Genomic DNA, 16,878 nt, shown 5'->3' on the forward strand with positions numbered 1-16,878 from the left:
CCTGATAGATGCGTGCATGTCCAATCACACACCCTGTAGTCACTACAGGGTCAAGTAAAGATGGAAGAGTCTAAAGCCAGTTCTTGTGCTTGAAGTACAGATAAGGCGAAATCCCGGCAACCGCCATCAGGCCTAGCGCCAGGGGGTAGCCGAAGGGCCAGGACAGTTCGGGCATGATTTCGAAGTTCATGCCGTAGATACTGGCAATCATCGTGGGGGGCAGGAAGACAACGGCGGCGATCGAGAAGGTCTTGATGATCTGGTTCTGCTGGATGTTGATGAAGCCTTGGGTGGAATCCATCAGGAAGTTGATCTTGTCGAACAGGAAGGTGGTATGTGTCATCAGCGTTTCGACATCGCGCATCACTTCGCGGGCGGTGTCCTGGAGTTCGGGTTCTCCGCGCAGGTGGCGGATCAGGAATGACATCGAGCGCTGGGTATCCATCAGACACAGGCGGATCTTGCCGTTGCTGTCCTCGAGTTTCGCCAACTGGTCGATGGCATCCTCGAGGTCGGAGTCTTCTTCTTCCAGTACCAGATGGCTGACATCCTCGAGCTTACGGTGTATGTCCTCCAGGGTGTCGGCGAGATTTTCCACCTTCTGCTCGAAGATCGTCAGCATCAATGACTGTGCCGAATCGGTTTCCACCTGACCGCTGCGCGCACGCAAGCGTAGAAGACGGAAGTCGGCGATCTCCGTATCGCGGAAGGTGATCAGTCGCTCGGGTTGCAGGATGAAGGCCACAGTGGTGTTGCCGTGGCGACCTTCGCTCTGCGACAGGAACAACGAGTGCACGTGAATGCCATCGGCATCGACGAAATAGCGTGCCGATGATTCGATTTCCTCGACGTCGTCGGTAGCTGGCAACTCGTCGGCGAGGAAGGCATTGAGCCGTTCGCGCTCTTCCTCGTCGGGTTCGTGGGCGTCGATCCAAGTGGCATTGACTAGGCGCTGGGACAGCGGCTGGGCGTCTTTGGTGACTTCTTGAATGGCCTGGCGGTTAAGCTGAAAGGTGCGGATCATCGACGTCCCTGAGTTGTCTCGTTACACCCGCACAGATTAGGCGTTTGCGACCACCAAGCCAACCGTGGCGATCAAGTCCTCACGCGGAACTCCTCATTATTCCTCTTTGTCTGATGACATACCCTATAGTTACTATAAGGTGGTATCCAGGAGAGGGCGATATATGAAAATCGGCGAACTGGCCAAGCGCACGGGCTGCCAGGTAGAGACGATCCGCTATTACGAACGTGAAGGTCTGCTGCCTCAACCAGTGCGCAGTACGGCCAACTATCGCCTGTATGGCGAGTCTCACGCTGAGAGGCTGGGATTCATTCGTCACTGTCGCGCGCTGGACATGACGTTGGGCGAAATACGCTCACTGCTCGATTATCACGATCATCCCCAACAGCCCTGCCACGAGGCCGATACCCTCATCGACGAGCATTTGGCCCATGTGGAATCACGTATCGCCCAGCTACAAGCGCTCAAGCAAGCACTGGTCAAGCTACGTGCGAGATGTAACGGCGAAAGTGCGGCGGGCGAGTGCGGCATTCTCAATGAACTGGCCAGGCCACTCGATGCCGAAGAGTTGCCTTCGGTCGAGCCTGGGGATGTACATGTGCCGGGGGCTCACCGCAGTGTGAGTTAATTGGCGTGAGCTAATCGCGCAAGGAACATGGCGACCAAGGAAATGGAGCGACAGGAGGGACGTCATGCCTCCCCCAGCCTGGCCGGGGGAGGCAATCAGATTATTCGGCGTTGTTGTTACCGAAGTAGCGGTTGTAGATGTCGTCGTAGGTGCCGTTTTCGCGCAGGGTGGCCAGGGCCTCGTTGAACTTGGCAGCCAGTTCCTCGTCACGTTGACGGAAGGCGATGCCGAAACCATCGCCGAAGTATTTCTTGGGTTCGGTGATCATTTCGCCGACCACCTTGTAATTGCCTGCTTCGCTGTCGAGCAGGGTGGCCTTGCCTACCGGGAAGTCGAGGAACACGATGTCCAGACGTCCGGCATCCATGTCCAACACCATATCGTCGGCAGTGGCGTAGCGGTTGACGTCAGCTACGTCGCCGAAGTTGTCGGTCACGTAGTTGTCCTGCAGGGTACCGCGCTGCACGCCGATGGTCTTGCCTTCCAGCGTCTGCGGGTAAGGCATTTCGATCTCACTCTCGGCAGGAGCGAACCATGCGGACGGCGGGGTGAAGTACGGGTCGGAGAACAGTACCTGTTCACGGCGTTCGTCGTTGATGGTCATCGACGACATGATGGCATCGTACTTGCGCGACAGCAGGCCGGGGATGATGCCATCCCAACCTTGCACGATCCATTCGCATTCGATGTTCATCTCTGCGCACAGGGCATTGCCGAGATCGATGTCGAAACCGGTCAGTTCGCCATCCGGGGTGCGATACTCCATCGGTTCGTAGGGAACGTCGACGCCGAAACGGACTTCTTCGTAGTCGCGGGCCTGGGCTGTACCGGCCAACAGTGCGGTACCCAGGATAGAGACGATCAGTAGTTTTTTCATGGTGTATTTCCCTGTCATTGTATGTATTCACTCAAGTTGAGGACCGAATCACGGTAGCGCAGCTTGGTGTGACTCGGAAGAGGGGAAATCCGTCTGTCAGGCCGATTTCCCAACGCTCGTTTGACGCTCGCTGTCATTGGCTGGCTGGCTTGAGATGGGCCAGTAACCGCTTCTCCAGAAAACGGAAGAGAAATAGGATGGCGAACGTCAGGCACAGATAGATCGCGGCCACGAACAGAAAGGCCTCGAAGGGGGCGTAATAACGGGCATAGACGAAGCGTGCCGCCCCGGTGAGATCCATGATGGTGACCACGCTGGCGATGGCACTGGCGTGCAACATGAAGATCACTTCGTTGCCATAGCTAGGCAAGGCGCGACGGAAGGCGCTGGGAAGCACGATGCGCCGCATCATCAAGCCCCATGACATACCGTAGGCCCGCGCCGCTTCGATTTCGCCACGTGGCGTGGCCTTGATCGCCCCATGGAAGATTTCTGTGGTGTAGGCCGCCGTGTTCAGGGTGAAGGCGATAAGCGCTGGATAGAAGGGCTTCTCGAGAATCAGCCACAACCAGGTGTCCTGGATACCTTCGACGAATACCACCCCGTAGTAGATCAGATAGAGCTGAACCAGCAGCGGCGTGCCGCGGAACACGTAGGTGTAAAAGAAGATCGGTAACTTGATCCACTTGCGCTTGGAACCGCGTCCGATAGCCAAAGGCACTGCCAATACCAAGCCAATGACCAGCGCCAGGAACACCAGTTGCACGGTGGTGGCCAGCCCTTGGCCGTAATAGCCGAGTGTCTGCATGTTGAAGATGGTGTTGTCGGACAGCAGCTCGGTGATGTTTGCGATTAGTGCTTCCATCAGTGCGACTCCCCGAAACCAACGTTATAACGCTTCTGCAGGCGCGCGAACCCCCACTCGGAGAAGCTGGCGATCAGCAGGTAGATGGCCGCGACGATGATCATGAAGGTGAACGGTTCGCGGGTGGCCTTGGACGCCTCCGAAGCGACGCGCACCATGTCCGACAGCCCGATCACCGAGACCAGGGCGGTGGTCTTGAGCAGCACCATCCAATTGTTGGACAGGCCTGGCAGGGCATGACGCATCATCAGCGGGAAGCGGACACGTCGGAACACCATCCAATGGCTCATTCCATAGGCGCGACCGGCCTCGATCTGGCCGCTGTCGACCGCCAGGAACGCGCCACGAAAGGTCTCGCCCATGTAAGCCCCGAAGATCAGGCCAATGGTGATGACGCCAGCGACGAACTCATTGACGTTGATGAAGATGTCGATGTCATAGTGGGCATAGAGCATGTCGGTGAACATGTTGATGCCGATCTGGCCACCAAAGAACAGTAGCATCATCAGCACCAGATCCGGCACGCCACGGATGATGGTGGTATAGAGCGTACCCAGGCGATGCAGTAGCCAGTTACGCGACATCTTGGCACTGGCGGTGAGTAGGCCGAGCACGACAGCCAGGATCAGCGACAGTATTGCCAGCTCGATGGTGATCAGAGCGCCTTCGAGCAATCGTGGACCATAACCATGCAGATCTATCATAGGGATCCCCTCAATGCTTGGGCGCCAGGAACTGCTTGAGGCGCTCCGATCTGGGGTTGCCGAGCACCTCGGCGGGAGGGCCGGCTTCTTCCACTACGCCCTGATGTAGATAGATTACTTGACTGGATACATCGCGGGCGAAGGCCATCTCATGCGTTACCACGATCATGGTGCGGCCTTCTTCGGCCAGGTCGCGCATGACCTTGAGCACGTCGCCGACCAGCTCCGGGTCGAGCGCTGAGGTGGGTTCGTCGAACAGCATCACTTCCGGGTCCATGGCCAGCGCTCGGGCAATGGCGCCGCGCTGCTGCTGGCCGCCGGACATCTGGGCAGGATAGTAGTCGGCTCGTTCGGCCAGGCCAACCCGCTCGAGCAGGGCCCGGGCGTGCTCTACCGCTTCCTTTTTCGACTTGCCGAGCACATGGACTGGGGCTTCGATGACATTCTCGAGCAAGGTCATATGTGCCCACAGGTTGAAGTTCTGGAACACCATCGACAGCTTGGCACGCATGCGCACGACCTGTTTCCAGTCGGCGGGTTCGCGTCCATGGCGTGTTTCCTTGAAGCGGATTTCCTCGCCATGCACGATCAGGTCGCCTTCGTTGGGCTGTTCGAGCAGGTTCATGCAGCGCAGAAAGGTGCTCTTGCCGGACCCGGAAGCGCCGATCAGCGTGATTACATCGCCTTTGTGGGCTTGCAGGGAGAGGCCCTTGAGGACCTCGGTATCGCCGAAGCGCTTCTTGATGTTGCGCACTTCCAGTGGAATGGGGGTAACGGCCATATCGGACTCCAGAGCTTGGTTCACCGCCAGCATGGGTGCGTGCGGCATGAAGGATCGTGGCTGGCGCGAAAAGGGGGCGATTCTAGCAGGCCAGCCGCCTCTGGGCAGAGCTCGATGTCGATATATTCTTACAACTTTCGTCGTGGGTAGGGTGGCTATTGATCATGGGGAACGCCTGTAACTTGTTGTTGTGATGAATGAATGGACTGCCTTTTAAGGAACCAGCGGCGAAAAGCACTTTTTCGTCATGTCGGTGATGGCGAAGGTACGACCAATAATGCGGCACGTGCGCCGCGTTCCACCTGCGCATTGGGAAAGACGACTGACAATGGTCGGTCACCGACCACGAAATTGCCCGCCACGGCATCACGTGCCAGACATGTGCCGGGGCTGAACTCCGTAAAGTTCGGCGTATCGTCAGCGAAGCACAGGGTGAAGTCCTCGGCCTCGCGCATCAACTCATGCTCGACCCGGAAGAACGCCATGCGCTGAGGCTCGGCGCCAGGCGGCTCGCGTCCTTCGACCAGCGCTTCGAGTAGGGCACGCATAGGACGCAGGACCGTCAGGTCATTGTCGCCGAATGCCGCAACCTTTCCCAATTCCAGGGTAAAGGCCTGAGCACCATGATAATGCTTGGAGTAATGCGAGAAGGTCCAGCTATGTTGATGCTGATGCAGCACCGCTTGGATATCCGCCGCTGCCAGCCAGCGCCACTGTTCGTCATCGATGGCGGTGGTGGCGAAGGGCTCGACGGCGAAACGCGGGAAGCGGCTATCACGAATTGCCGTATGCAAATCGTAGTGCAAACGTGCTCGCGGGGAGTGCCGGGAATAGAAGCCATCTACCGCCGCCATCAGTTGGCGGGCTCGCTCGGGCTCGTCACCGCGCTCTTCGAGATCGCGGCGAAACAGCCGGTTGAGGTTGGTGGAAACGAAGCGCAGCCCCACTTGGATGGCGGGGATGTTGCCGAGCACGACCAGTACCGGAGCGCCCAGACGAATCAACCCGGCTTCCAGGCGTGCCAGCACTTCGCCCATCAGCTCGATGGGAGCCGTTTCGTTGCCGTGGATACCCACCGACAACACACAAGCCCGTGCCTCGGGCCGAGCAACAGCGGGAGTCAGCTCGAGGATACCCGGCCCATGGAGGGTATAACGCCCGAAAGGCAATCGTCCCTCTTGGGTGTCGGGTAGCGACTCCCGTGGCGGCTCCGCCAGGGTGAAATCGAGCCAGTGACCCAGCATGTCAGGTTCCATACCGTTTGGTATCGGTCGACTCGAAGATCTTGTCGGCGCTGGCGGCGACAAAGCCTTGATAGAGCTTGCCTTCGGCATCCGGGTAGCGCTTGGCGAACTCGTAGTAGCAAGTGGGTATTTCCTCGACCTGACCGCCCGCGAAAGTGAAGGGCTGACGATCGGCCAGGGTCGAGCCCTGCTCTAGCAGCACCTCGGGTGAGCCTTTGATGCGTCCGCCGGAGTGATTGATGCCCAAACCCAGGGATTCGATCTTGGCCAGTACCTTCTCGAGAGTGTCGTAGTGACGGAAGTGATTGACGCTGATGGTGAAATGATTGGCACGCAGGCCAATGATCGATAGCCAGGCGGCGTATTCGCTTTCCGCCATCAGAGTCCGGTAGTCATCGAAGCTCGGTGCCTGCCACAGCCGACCGGCCCACATCACATCGGGGCTTGTCACCCGCTGAGGATCGACCTGGGCCAGCAGGTCATCGATGATGATCTGTGCCTTGGTGGAGAGTTCGCTGCACTTGAGTTCCGATAGGAATACCCGCGGCATCTCCTCGGAAGGGGGGAGATAGCCATAGGCGCGCAGTTTCTTGGCCTCGAACTCGTAGGGCTCGAAGCGGCTATACCCCAACGCCAGCAGGTGGGGTTCGAGAGCGGCCAAGGTAATGGCGCCGCGGTCGAAGGTGCGAAAAGCCACGTGGTCGTTGACGATGGTCTCACCTTCAGTAACGAAGGCATCGTGAATACGGCTTGCTTGGGGCGTCATGGCGATGTAATCGTCCCACAGCCGGGTGAAAAACGTATGGATATCCATGGGTAGTATGCTGCCTGCTGGGTTGTTGTTGCGTGGCCTAACCTTCCCGGTGACGCGTGGAGGTCACAAGAGGGTACGTCGAGCTGATGAAAATGCCGGGTGCGATAATGAAAACCCGCTACTACTGATGGCGTGATGCGAAGACGTCGATGGCGAGGATGCCCTTTGGCTCCATGCATGGAAAAAATCGCATGCAAGGCTCGAAATCATTCGCTTAACTTGGCCAAAGCCTTCACTAGACTGGTGAGTGACTGTTGGTTTACTCAGCTATGTCTCGAAGCGCTGCCTAGCGCAAGGAGCGATAACGATGACCAAGGTGCTGGTTCTCTACTATTCCATGTACGGACATATCGACACCCTGGCACATGCCGTGGCAGAAGGTGCTCGCCAGGTCAGTGGCGTTGAAGTCACCATCAAGCGGGTACCGGAAACCATGGATCCCGAGGCCTTTGCCAAGGCCGGCGGCAAGCAGGACTACACCACTGAGGAAGCCAAACCGGCTGAACTCGCCGATTTCGATGCCATCATTTTCGGTACCCCGACCCGTTTCGGCAATATGACCGGCCAGATGCGTACCTTCCTTGACCAGACCGGGAGTCTCTGGGCCAAGGGGACGCTACGTGGCAAGGTGGCGAGTGTCTTTACTTCCACCGGCACTGGTGGTGGCAACGAGTCCACTATCCTGACGGCCTGGACTACCTTGGCCCACCACGGCATGGTGATCGTACCCATCGGGTACGGCCTGGAGGCGCAGTTCGACATCTCGGAGGTCAACGGAGGCTCTCCCTATGGCGCTGCGACCATTGCCGGTGCCGACGGTTCGCGTCAACCCAGCGAATACGAGCTCAATCTGGCCCGCTTCCAGGGAGAACATGTGGCAAAGATTGCGGCAAAATTAGTAAACGCTGAATAAATGCCTACTCAGAAGGAGGTATGAGTATGCCGTGGTACGCATCGAGAGAGCTCCAGCGCCACTCTAGAGAGCGCCGGAGGGGGGAACTGGCTATCGAGCTAGAAGACTAGCGGGAGGCAGGCTGGTGTCGGGGCGATCACGTCTCGCCCAAGCGGAAGCGATACATCTTGATATAACGTTCCTTGGAAGGCACGAGATGTTGGCGGCATAGCTCGCGCAGACGTTCTCGGTCCTGCCGCTTAATGGCCTCGATCATTGCCACGTGTTCGTCACGTGCGCGTTCCAGGCTGGCTTCGTCCGAGATTGCCGTGAAGCGGATGGCATGTGCCTTCTGTGCGAACTCGTTGATGCTATCCGACAGATAATCGTTACCCGTAGCGGCGAACAGGGCGCGGTGGAAGGCGATATTGAGGCGGAAGACGCGGCGCAGGTCCTGGCATTCCACTGCTTCGCTATGCTGGCGCTGAATGGTCTCGAGCCGCTCGATCATCTCGGGAGGGGCCGGCAGGGGGATGGCCTCTGCACCGGCGAGTTCCAGCAATTCGCGCATGGCATACAGGTCTTCTACCTCCTTTGGGGAGTAGACCTTGACGAAGGCCCCGCGATTCTTGATGCGCTCGACCAGTCCAATGTCCTCAAGCTGGAACAGAGCCTGACGCACCACGTGGCGCTTGCAGCCGAACTGTTCCATCAGATCTTCTTCCACGAGCCGCTCCTTGGGGTTCAGACGGCCGAGAACGATGTCTTCCTCTATCGCCGCTACAATATCCTCGACGCCGAGAGGTTCCACCGGGGTATAGGGTTCGCTGCGTTGAATGTTAGTCATGCGCATGCATCCTAGCCGGATTGTTGTGGTCTGGTCCTGATGGATCTCGATAACGAGGGCTGGCGATTTTACCTGTTTCTAGGCTCCTCATGTTATCAAGTTCTGCCTCGACGCTGGAATCAACCGCGTCTTGGCACCTTGATGGTCGGCTCGAGGCGACAGTAACGGAAATCGCAGCCTTCTTCCGCTTGTAGAATCTGTTCCAGGAATAGCCGCCGATAACCCCCTCCCTGCTGGGGGGGCGTCACAGGCGTCAGCGACTGGCGGCGCCGTGCCAATTCGTCTTCATCCAAGAGCAGTTCCAGCCGCCTGGAGCCGACATCCAGTCGAATGCGATCGCCAGTGCGCACCAGGGCCAAGGGACCTTGGTCAGCCGCTTCAGGTGAAACGTGCAACACGATGGTGCCGGCGGCCGTGCCGCTCATGCGGCCATCGGAAATGCGCACCATGTCCTTCACACCTTGGGCTGCCAGTTTCTTGGGAATGGGAATATAGCCCGCTTCCGGCATGCCAGGGGCGCCCTTGGGGCCAATGTTCTGCAACACCAGGATGTCTTCTGCGTTGACGTCCAGATCCGGGTCGTCGATACGCTTGGCGAGGTCTTCCATGCAAGAAAAGACCACCGCTCGGCCAGTGTGATCCATCAGTGCGGGCGAGGCGGCCGATTGTTTGATGATGGCGCCACGAGGGGCCAGATTGCCCTCGAGCACCGCTATCCCGCCTTGGCCGTAAATGGGGTTGTCACGTGGACGAACGACTTGCTGATTGAGAATGCGAGGCGTGGCGTCGAGGTTTTCGCCCAAGGTCTTGCCGTTGATTGTCACGACATCAAGATCGAGCAGTGGCTTGATCTCGTGCAGCACGGCTGCCAGCCCTCCTGCCTGGTGCAGGTGTTCCATATAGTGTTCACCGGAGGGTTTGAGGTCGACCAGGACCGGTGTCTCGCGGCTCATCCGGTCGAAGGACTGCAGGTCGATATCGATACCTAAACGCCCGGCAATGGCAGTGAGGTGTATCAGCGCATTGGTGGAGCCCCCTAGGGCCAGCAATACACGCAAGGCATTTTCGAAGGCTGCCGGTGTCATGATGTCGGCCGGGGCGATTTTCTCCTTCGCGATTCTAACAGCCTCGGCTCCGGTATGTTCGGCGATGCGGCGGCGATCGGCATAGACCGCTGGGGCCGTTGCGCTACCGGGCAACATCATGCCCAAGGCCTCGGCAAGGCAAGCCATGGTGCTGGCGGTACCCATCACTGAGCAGGTGCCAACGGTGGGCACCAGCTTGTCATTGACTTCAGCGATCTCCTGATCGTCGATCTCCTGGCCTCGATAGGCTGCCCAATAACGACGACAGTCGGTACAAGCGCCAACGCGGGTGCCTCGGTGGGAGCCGCTGAGCATAGGGCCGGTGACCAGTTGAATGGCAGGGGTGCCGGCGCTGGCCGCTGCCATCAACTGGGCGGGTACGGTCTTGTCGCAGCCGCCGATCAATACCACCGCGTCCATGGGCTGGGCGCGAATCATCTCCTCCGTATCCAGTGCCATCAGATTGCGGAGGTACATGCTGGTGGGGTGGGAAAAGGACTCATGTAGAGAAATGGTGGGGAAGTCGATGGGCAGCCCGCCGGCAAGCATGACACCTCTCTTCACACTTTCCACCAGAGCGTCGACGTTACCGTGGCAGGCATTGTAGCCGCTATAGGTATTGGCGATACCGATCACCGGGCGTGACAGGGCGTCGTCGGTATACCCCATTCCCTTGATGAAAGCCTTGCGCAGGAACAGCGAAAAGCCTTCATCGCCGTAATTGGTCAGGCGGGTACTCATGCCTTGCTTGGTGTCGTTCTTGCTCATTTCTATCTCCTTCACGAAGCGGCGCGTCAATCACTCATTTCTTGTGCCATCAAGGGCTCAGAGTGAGCTTGTTAGACTTTAGCATTATCGTCAACAAGATTATTGACAATATGATTAACAGAATACTACGTTCTCAGAGCACCTGACAAATACAAGCAGCAAGCTTTTAGGAGAACGTCACAATGAAAATGAAGATTTTGGCTGTTTCCATCATTGCTTCGGTATCAGCGGTAATGGCTTCACCTATGGTTCTTGCCGATTATTCGGCCAGTAATGAGATCAAGGTGCTTCAAGGCTTCAAGCCGGGAGGGGGAAGCGATACCTTGGCACAATTGACTCAGCCCTATCTGAAGGAATTGCTCGGTGTCGACTTCGTCAATGAGTATATTCCTGGCGCAACAGGTGCCATTGCCTGGACACGACTGACCAAGCAATCGCCCAAGGATGGAGGCACCATCAGTATCACAAATACCCCGATGCTGATGACCAACTACATCATGAACGATTCGATTACCTACTCTATCGATGAGCTGACGCCCATCGCCAATGTGGTAACCGATCCCGGCATTATCGTCGTTCCTAGCGATAGTCCATATCAGACGGTAGAAGATCTATTTCAGGCCGCCGAAGAAAATCCTGGCACTGTGACCATCGGAAATTCCGGAGTTGGCGGTGACGATTTCTTTTCCACTATCATCGTCGAACAGGCTACGGGACTGGCATTCAAGAAGGTTCCTTTCCAGGGGGATGGTCCGTCGGCGACCGCAGCAATGGGCGGCAAGATAGATGCCAGCTTCAATAACCTGGGTAACGTCTATGGGCATATTCAATCTGGCAGCTTGCGAGCCTTGGCTGTGTTCACCAAGGAGCGGTTGGAAATGTTACCGGATGTTCCCACACTGCGTGAAAAAGACATCGATGTGGTGGCTGGTTCATCGCGTGGTTACAGTGCCCCGGCAGGGATTCCCGATGAAGCGCGTCAAGAGCTGATCGCGGCATTCGAAACCCTGAAACAGGATCAGGAATTCCAGGCTGTGGCCAGGGAACGCGCACTCAATCTCGATATCGTCACTGGTGACGACTACCAACAGATGATGAAAGACATGGAAGACCAGTACGGTGTTATATGGAATGAGGTTAAAGAAGAAGTATCCGGTTAACCCTGACTTTTCATCTCTTTTCGTGAGAATTTACGAGGTAGGAAAATGAACAAGAGTCGCTTTGCCTTAGGGCTTTTAGGGATCGGCATTGCCATCGTATTTTATGTCGATGCCCTTGGGTATCCTGAGCAAGCGGCTCAGATGCCTCTGATCTATTCTGTAGCAGTGGCATTGCTTTCATTGGCGATGGTCGCACAGGAAATGTATAGCCATGTCCAGCAGAAGCGTATCCAAGTGAATGAGGGGGAGACGGGAGATATAAGATACAGTGATGGGGATGGTGCGCCAAAGCGTAAGTTTGCTGTCGTCAGTATATTTGCCATGGCAATCGTCTACGTTTCAGCCATATCAAGTGTGGGGTATTTGTTGGCAACTGCTGTTTTTATGTTGGCATCTCTAGCCGTCATACGAACAGTGTCACTGACCTTCTCTCTGGTAGGGATTGCCATATTGGTGACCGTTATCTGTCTTGTCTTCATCCAATTTCTTGGACTTCCGATCCCTCTTCTTCCCACGTTCCTCTGAATGACATTTTCCATGCCTGAATGGGATTGACTGATCATGGATACTTCGCTTGTCCTCACGGGACTAAGTAATGTTGTCACGCTGACGAATATTTCATTGATTCTCGGTGGCACGTTGCTGGGACTTTTCGTTGGTGCTATGCCGGGGCTGTCGGCCACCATGGCATTGGCTTTGCTGTTACCGCTGACCTTCAGCATGGACCCGGCGACGGGCTTGAGCATGCTGGCATCACTCTACGTCGGAGCCTCCTATGGCGGCTCCATCGCTGCGATACTGTTGCGCACTCCTGGTACGCCAGCGGCAGCAGCGACAGTGCTGGATGGTTTTCCGCTATCCCAGCAGGGACATGCCGGCAAGGCGCTAGGGATTTCCTTGTTCGCCTCGTTTTTCGGCGGGTTAATGAGTGGTGTGGCGCTGCTGACGGCGGCACCGTTGCTGGGGGTGATGGTGCTCAAGTTCGGCCCTGTCGAGCTGTTTGCCATCGCCGTGTTGGGGATCACTATTATCGGTTCTCTGTCACAGGGCTCGGTCATCAGCGGGTTGCTCTCTGGAGCACTGGGGCTGCTGGTCAGTACCATAGGGATGGATTTGACCACCGGAACGCCACGCATGGCGTTCGGCAACATCAACCTGTTCTCGGGGATCGAGTTCACCGTAGCACTGATCGGACTGTTCTCCATTCCGCAGGCTCTGACGCTGATCGAGCACTCGCACGGTGCTGGTAAAGTGGCCAGCAAGATCACCGACCGCTTGATTCCCCGCTTCCGGGAAATCACGCAACTCATGCCCAATATTCTGCGTTCTGGCTGCATTGGTATCGCAACCGGTCTGATTCCCGGCACTGGTGGCGATACTGCCAGTTGGTTCGCCTATAACGAGTCCAAGCGCTTCGCCAAGGACAAGAGCCGCTATGGCAAGGGTGAGATCGCTGGGGTGGCGGCACCTGAAGCGGCCAACAATGCCGTGGTCGGCGGGGCCCTGATTCCCACTATCGCACTTGGTATTCCCGGCAGTTCGTCCACGGCAATTCTGCTGGGGGCGCTGATGGTCCAGGGCATCCTGCCTGGCCCGAACCTGCTGACCGATTATGGCGATGTGACCTACACCCTGATATGGGCGGTGATCTTCGCCAATGTCGGCCTGCTGCTCGTAGGCCTGCTATTCACCAAGGCGTGCGTGAGCGTGACCAAGGTGCCCGACGCTTTCGTTGCCTGCGCCATTATTACGCTGTGCATTATCGGGGCCTTCGCCATCAACAATAGCTTGTTCGAAGTCGGTTTGATGCTGGGTTTTGGGCTGTTCGGCTACTGGCTTAACAAAGCGGGTGTATCACCGGCGCCAATGGTCATTGGCCTGATCTTGGGACCAGTGATGGAAACCAGCTTCCAGCAGTCGATGCTGATCGGCAACGACAGCTACACCGTATTTCTGGAAAGTCCGATTGCCGTCGTGCTGTTGTGCATTGCTGCGCTCTCGGTTCTCCAAGCCACACCGATCTTTCGTTGGGTACAGGTCTCGTGCCGCCGACGGATCAAACAAAGCTGAAGAGTCGCAAGTAACTCTAAGGAGACAAGAACATGACGCGTATCACCGACGTACGTGCTAGAACCGTGAATGTTCCGCTGGACAGTCCGACCAGTTTCTCTAACCGCCAAGTGTTAAAGCGTGACTATGCCTTGGTCGAGGTAATGGGTGACGATGGTGTGAGGGGGATCGGTTTCTGCTACGGCGGCAACAATGCTGGTGCCCTGGTCACGCAGGCAGTGAGAGATCTGCTGCGCCCGGTGCTGATCGGCCAGGATGCCCATCGCGCCGAAGGGCTATGGCAGGAAATGTATCAGGAGTCCTTGCTTCATGGCCGTACCGGCTCGGTGATGCGTGCCATCAGCATCATTGATACGGCGCTGTGGGATCGTAATGCCAGGGCAGCTAATCTGCCGCTATACAAGTTTCTCGGCGCGAGCGAGACCGATAGTGTGCCGGCCTATGCCAGTGGCGGTTATTACCTTGAGGGCAAGACGCCGCAGAAGTTGGCGGAAGAGATGACCGGCTATGTCGCGAAGGGCTTCAAGGCGGTGAAGATGAAGGTCGGCCGCGAGGACTTGGCTGGGGAAGAGGCACGCCTGGCTGCCGTGCGTGAGGCGGTGGGACCAAATGTGCAGGTAATGCTGGATGCCAACAACGCGTGGCGGGATCTGCCTTCGGCACTTGCTTTCATGCGCATGGCCGAACCCTATTCGCCGTATTGGATCGAAGAGCCGTTCAGCCCCGATGACATCGATAACCATCGCCGACTCGCGGAGCGTACGCCGGTGCCGGTGGCAACCGGCGAAATCGAGGCTGGTCGCTGGCGCTTCAAGGAACTTCTCGACAAGGAAGCTGCCATGATTCTGCAGACCGATGCGGCAGTGTGTGGTGGCATCACCGAGTTTCGGCGCATCGCCGCGACCGCAGCCAGCTACGGCGTCGAGCTCTGTCCGCATTGGTTCCATGATCTACATGTCCATCTGGTAGCCGCGACGCCCAATGCTTCGTTGGTCGAATTCTTCGCTGACGACCAGGTACTCAACTTCCGCAAGTTGATCGACACTCAACTCGAGTTCACCGAGGGACGGCTTAGGCTGCCCAGGACGCCGGGACTGGGGTTCGACTTTGATGAAGCGGCACTGACACGTTATGCGATCGAGCCTTGGAGCTGACAGGGGTATCACCCTGCGTTCTCTCCGTCATGTAAACACGAGGTGAATATGTCCAAGTCCATAGGTGATGTCTGGTCGCCGGTGATCACTCCTTTCGGCGACGACCTCTCGCCAGATGCCGCACGCCTGATATGCCATTGTCATTGGTTGCTGGATAACAAGGTTGGTCTGGCTGTGTTTGGCACCAACTCGGAAGCCAACTCGTTAACCGTGGGAGAGAAGGAAGGCTTGCTGGAGGTGCTGGCCGCTTCCGGCGTGCCCGGCAGTCGGCTCATGCCTGGTACCGGCAGTTGCGCGATTGGTGATGCTGTGAGCCTGTCGCGCCGTGCCGTGGAACTGGGGTGTGCTGGAGTATTGATGCTGCCGCCTTTTTACTACAAGGGCGTGTCGGACGAGGGACTGTATCGTTTCTATGCCGAGGTGATCGAACGCATCGGCGACGACCGCTTGCGCATCTACCTCTACCACATCCCTCCCGTCGCCCAGGTTCCGATCGGCCTGTCGCTGATCGAGCGCCTGCTCAAGGTTTATCCCGACACTGTAGTGGGCATCAAGGATAGCTCCGGCGATTGGCAGAATACCCAGGCATTGATCGATGCCTTCGCCGGGCAGGGGTTTAAGGTTTATGCTGGCAGCGAGCGCTTTCTGCTGGATACGCTCCGCGCGGGAGGGGCCGGTTGCATCAGTGCCACGGCCAACGTCAACCCGGGGCCGATTGCGGGGTTGGCGCAGACCTGGCAACAAGCGGGGGCCGATGAGCGACAGACTGGCCTAAACCGAATCCGCGATATCTTCGAGCACTTCCCGATGATTCCCGCACTGAAGGCGGCCGCTGGTCACTATGGCGGCGACGCAAATTGGTATCGCACCAGGCCGCCCCTGGTCGAGCTCGATGATAACAAGCGTGATGAGCTCATCGCCTTGTTGGATGAGGCAGGTTTCGACATGCCGGGGCTCAAGACGCGAGCGGGAGTCGTCAATGGCTAAGCGCGTGGTTGCGGTGCGTCGCATGCATGAGGAGCACCTGGCGCAACTGCGCCAGGCATTCCATGTCGATTATTTCGACGACCTGACACCCGACAATGTCGCAGCGTTTCATCGGGCGCTGGGTCAGGCGCATGGCTTGATTGGCGGTAAGCTGACCATTACCGGCGAGATGCTTGACGAAGCCGTACATCTCGAGGCGATCTCGACGATTTCAGTTGGCTACGACAACTTCCCGCTGGAGGCGCTCACCCGACGCGGGATCTTGTTGTGCAATACACCCAATGTGCTCACCGAGACCACGGCCGATACTGCTTTCGCCTTGATCATGGCGATAGCGCGGCGTGTGGTGGAACTGGCCGAGTTCGTCAAACAAGGACAGTGGGTCAGCCATATCGATGAACCGCAATTCGGTAGCGATGTGCACGGTAAGACATTGGGCATGGTCGGCATGGGGCGTATTGGTGCGGCAGTGGCCAGACGTGGTGCACTCGGTTTTGGCATGCGCGTGTGCTATTCCAACGCCTCTCCCAAGCCGGTCTTGGAGGCGGAGTTGGGAGCCAGGCGCTGTGAGCTGGACGAGCTACTGTCGCAGTCGGATTTCGTTTGTGCCACCGTGCCACTCACTACCGAGACGCATCACCTGCTCGGCGCTGAAGAATTCCGGCGGATGAAGCCATCGGCGATCTTCATCAACATTGCACGCGGCAGTGTGGTCGATGAACAAGCGTTGATTGCTGCCTTGCAGGCAGGACAATTGCGTGGCGCCGGCCTAGATGTATTCGAGGAGGAGCCTGTCTCGCTGGATTCCCCTCTCCTGCGCATGCCCAGCGTCGTGGCACTGCCACATATCGGTTCGGCCACTCACGAAACACGGGCCGCGATGGCCCAACTCGCGGTGGATAATCTGACCTTGGCCTTGCATGGCGGTACACCGGCTAATGCTGTGAATGGGCATGTGCTGGCTACTGTTCGGTGACC

General features: G+C 57.5%; 17 protein-coding genes. 8 read left to right on the forward strand and 9 right to left on the reverse strand.

What is annotated here, in order from left to right; all coding sequences use genetic code 11:
* Nucleotides 1–70: 70 nt before the first annotated feature.
* Nucleotides 71–1,024: a magnesium/cobalt transporter CorA gene (gene corA, locus L861_RS15655; protein WP_016417603.1), complete on the reverse strand. Its 954-nt coding sequence runs from the start codon at nt 1,022–1,024 to the stop codon at nt 71–73.
* A 163-nt stretch (nt 1,025–1,187) separates the two neighbouring features.
* On the opposite strand from corA, the gene cadR reads away from it, so the two are divergent.
* Nucleotides 1,188–1,652 (forward strand): Cd(II)/Pb(II)-responsive transcriptional regulator, encoded by a 465-nt coding sequence (gene cadR, locus L861_RS15660; RefSeq protein WP_016417604.1) that lies wholly within the window; start codon nt 1,188–1,190, stop codon nt 1,650–1,652.
* A gap of 100 nt (nt 1,653–1,752) precedes the next feature.
* Here cadR and L861_RS15665 read toward each other — a convergent pair whose 3' ends face one another.
* The 6 genes from L861_RS15665 to L861_RS15690 all read right to left on the reverse strand — a co-directional run bounded on the left by L861_RS15665 (nt 1,753) and on the right by L861_RS15690 (nt 6,937).
* The gene (locus L861_RS15665) at nt 1,753–2,529 is read right to left on the reverse strand and encodes an ABC transporter substrate-binding protein (protein WP_016417605.1); all 777 of its coding nucleotides are present in this window, start codon (nt 2,527–2,529) and stop codon (nt 1,753–1,755) included.
* Between the two features lie 133 nt (nt 2,530–2,662).
* Nucleotides 2,663–3,394, reverse strand: coding sequence for an ABC transporter permease (locus L861_RS15670; protein ID WP_016417606.1), 732 nt, complete (start codon nt 3,392–3,394; stop codon nt 2,663–2,665).
* A complete protein-coding gene (locus L861_RS15675; protein WP_016417607.1) occupies nt 3,394–4,098 on the reverse strand; it encodes an ABC transporter permease in 705 nt (234 codons plus the stop codon). Before L861_RS15675 ends, L861_RS15670 begins: the two co-directional genes overlap by 1 nt.
* A 10-nt stretch (nt 4,099–4,108) precedes the next feature.
* On the reverse strand, nt 4,109–4,879 hold the full coding sequence (locus L861_RS15680) for an ABC transporter ATP-binding protein (RefSeq protein WP_027948089.1): 771 nt from the start codon (nt 4,877–4,879) through the stop codon (nt 4,109–4,111).
* A 245-nt stretch (nt 4,880–5,124) separates the two neighbouring features.
* Complete coding sequence (locus tag L861_RS15685) at nt 5,125–6,123, reverse strand: succinylglutamate desuccinylase (RefSeq protein ID WP_016417609.1); 999 nt, start codon at nt 6,121–6,123, stop codon at nt 5,125–5,127.
* A gap of 1 nt (nt 6,124) precedes the next feature.
* Nucleotides 6,125–6,937: a DUF1338 domain-containing protein gene (locus tag L861_RS15690; protein ID WP_016417610.1), complete on the reverse strand. Its 813-nt coding sequence runs from the start codon at nt 6,935–6,937 to the stop codon at nt 6,125–6,127.
* 307 nt (nt 6,938–7,244) lie between these two features.
* On the opposite strand from L861_RS15690, the gene wrbA reads away from it, so the two are divergent.
* The gene (gene wrbA / locus L861_RS15695) at nt 7,245–7,850 is read left to right on the forward strand and encodes an NAD(P)H:quinone oxidoreductase (protein ID WP_016417611.1); all 606 of its coding nucleotides are present in this window, start codon (nt 7,245–7,247) and stop codon (nt 7,848–7,850) included.
* 136 nt (nt 7,851–7,986) lie between these two features.
* Here the strand turns inward: wrbA and L861_RS15700 are convergent, their stop codons facing one another.
* Together L861_RS15700 and L861_RS15705 are read right to left on the reverse strand one after the other, a co-directional pair.
* Nucleotides 7,987–8,676 carry a GntR family transcriptional regulator gene (locus tag L861_RS15700; protein WP_016417612.1) on the reverse strand — a complete coding sequence of 230 codons (690 nt, stop codon included), beginning with the start codon at nt 8,674–8,676 and terminating at the stop codon, nt 7,987–7,989.
* 119 nt (nt 8,677–8,795) lie between these two features.
* Entirely contained in the window at nt 8,796–10,529 is a 1,734-nt protein-coding gene (locus L861_RS15705) for an IlvD/Edd family dehydratase (RefSeq protein ID WP_016417613.1), read from the reverse strand.
* Nucleotides 10,530–10,711: 182 nt separating this feature from the next.
* Here L861_RS15705 and L861_RS15710 point away from each other — a divergent pair, with 182 nt between their 5' ends.
* From L861_RS15710 to L861_RS15735, 6 genes are read left to right on the forward strand one after another with little or no spacing between them, the layout of a single operon-like run.
* Entirely contained in the window at nt 10,712–11,689 is a 978-nt protein-coding gene (locus L861_RS15710) for a tripartite tricarboxylate transporter substrate binding protein (protein WP_016417614.1), read from the forward strand.
* A gap of 45 nt (nt 11,690–11,734) precedes the next feature.
* Complete coding sequence (locus L861_RS15715) at nt 11,735–12,214, forward strand: tripartite tricarboxylate transporter TctB family protein (protein WP_016417615.1); 480 nt, start codon at nt 11,735–11,737, stop codon at nt 12,212–12,214.
* Nucleotides 12,215–12,250: 36 nt separating this feature from the next.
* Nucleotides 12,251–13,759, forward strand: coding sequence for a tripartite tricarboxylate transporter permease (locus tag L861_RS15720; RefSeq protein ID WP_016417616.1), 1,509 nt, complete (start codon nt 12,251–12,253; stop codon nt 13,757–13,759).
* Nucleotides 13,760–13,791: 32 nt separating this feature from the next.
* Nucleotides 13,792–14,913 carry a mandelate racemase/muconate lactonizing enzyme family protein gene (locus tag L861_RS15725; RefSeq protein WP_016417617.1) on the forward strand — a complete coding sequence of 374 codons (1,122 nt, stop codon included), beginning with the start codon at nt 13,792–13,794 and terminating at the stop codon, nt 14,911–14,913.
* 48 nt (nt 14,914–14,961) lie between these two features.
* Entirely contained in the window at nt 14,962–15,900 is a 939-nt protein-coding gene (locus L861_RS15730; RefSeq protein ID WP_016417618.1) for a dihydrodipicolinate synthase family protein, read from the forward strand.
* Complete coding sequence (locus tag L861_RS15735) at nt 15,893–16,876, forward strand: 2-hydroxyacid dehydrogenase (RefSeq protein ID WP_016417619.1); 984 nt, start codon at nt 15,893–15,895, stop codon at nt 16,874–16,876. The genes L861_RS15730 and L861_RS15735 overlap by 8 nt, the downstream gene beginning before the upstream one ends.
* Nucleotides 16,877–16,878: the final 2 nt, after the last annotated feature.

This window comes from Litchfieldella anticariensis FP35 = DSM 16096 (genome assembly GCF_000409775.1).
GTDB lineage: Bacteria > Pseudomonadota > Gammaproteobacteria > Pseudomonadales > Halomonadaceae > Litchfieldella > Litchfieldella anticariensis.

Coding starts and splice junctions, on each gene's coding strand:
- wrbA (WP_016417611.1), top strand. CDS start 7,245: ATGACCAAGGTGCTGGTTCTCTACTATTCCATGTACGGACATATCGAC.
- L861_RS15705 (WP_016417613.1), bottom strand. CDS start 10,529: ATGAGCAAGAACGACACCAAGCAAGGCATGAGTACCCGCCTGACCAAT.
- L861_RS15675 (WP_016417607.1), bottom strand. CDS start 4,098: ATGATAGATCTGCATGGTTATGGTCCACGATTGCTCGAAGGCGCTCTG.
- L861_RS15690 (WP_016417610.1), bottom strand. CDS start 6,937: ATGGATATCCATACGTTTTTCACCCGGCTGTGGGACGATTACATCGCC.
- cadR (WP_016417604.1), top strand. CDS start 1,188: ATGAAAATCGGCGAACTGGCCAAGCGCACGGGCTGCCAGGTAGAGACG.
- L861_RS15730 (WP_016417618.1), top strand. CDS start 14,962: ATGTCCAAGTCCATAGGTGATGTCTGGTCGCCGGTGATCACTCCTTTC.
- L861_RS15680 (WP_027948089.1), bottom strand. CDS start 4,879: ATGGCCGTTACCCCCATTCCACTGGAAGTGCGCAACATCAAGAAGCGC.
- L861_RS15720 (WP_016417616.1), top strand. CDS start 12,251: ATGGATACTTCGCTTGTCCTCACGGGACTAAGTAATGTTGTCACGCTG.
- L861_RS15670 (WP_016417606.1), bottom strand. CDS start 3,394: ATGGAAGCACTAATCGCAAACATCACCGAGCTGCTGTCCGACAACACC.
- L861_RS15710 (WP_016417614.1), top strand. CDS start 10,712: ATGAAAATGAAGATTTTGGCTGTTTCCATCATTGCTTCGGTATCAGCG.
- L861_RS15725 (WP_016417617.1), top strand. CDS start 13,792: ATGACGCGTATCACCGACGTACGTGCTAGAACCGTGAATGTTCCGCTG.
- corA (WP_016417603.1), bottom strand. CDS start 1,024: ATGATCCGCACCTTTCAGCTTAACCGCCAGGCCATTCAAGAAGTCACC.
- L861_RS15700 (WP_016417612.1), bottom strand. CDS start 8,676: ATGACTAACATTCAACGCAGCGAACCCTATACCCCGGTGGAACCTCTC.
- L861_RS15665 (WP_016417605.1), bottom strand. CDS start 2,529: ATGAAAAAACTACTGATCGTCTCTATCCTGGGTACCGCACTGTTGGCC.
- L861_RS15715 (WP_016417615.1), top strand. CDS start 11,735: ATGAACAAGAGTCGCTTTGCCTTAGGGCTTTTAGGGATCGGCATTGCC.
- L861_RS15735 (WP_016417619.1), top strand. CDS start 15,893: ATGGCTAAGCGCGTGGTTGCGGTGCGTCGCATGCATGAGGAGCACCTG.
- L861_RS15685 (WP_016417609.1), bottom strand. CDS start 6,123: ATGCTGGGTCACTGGCTCGATTTCACCCTGGCGGAGCCGCCACGGGAG.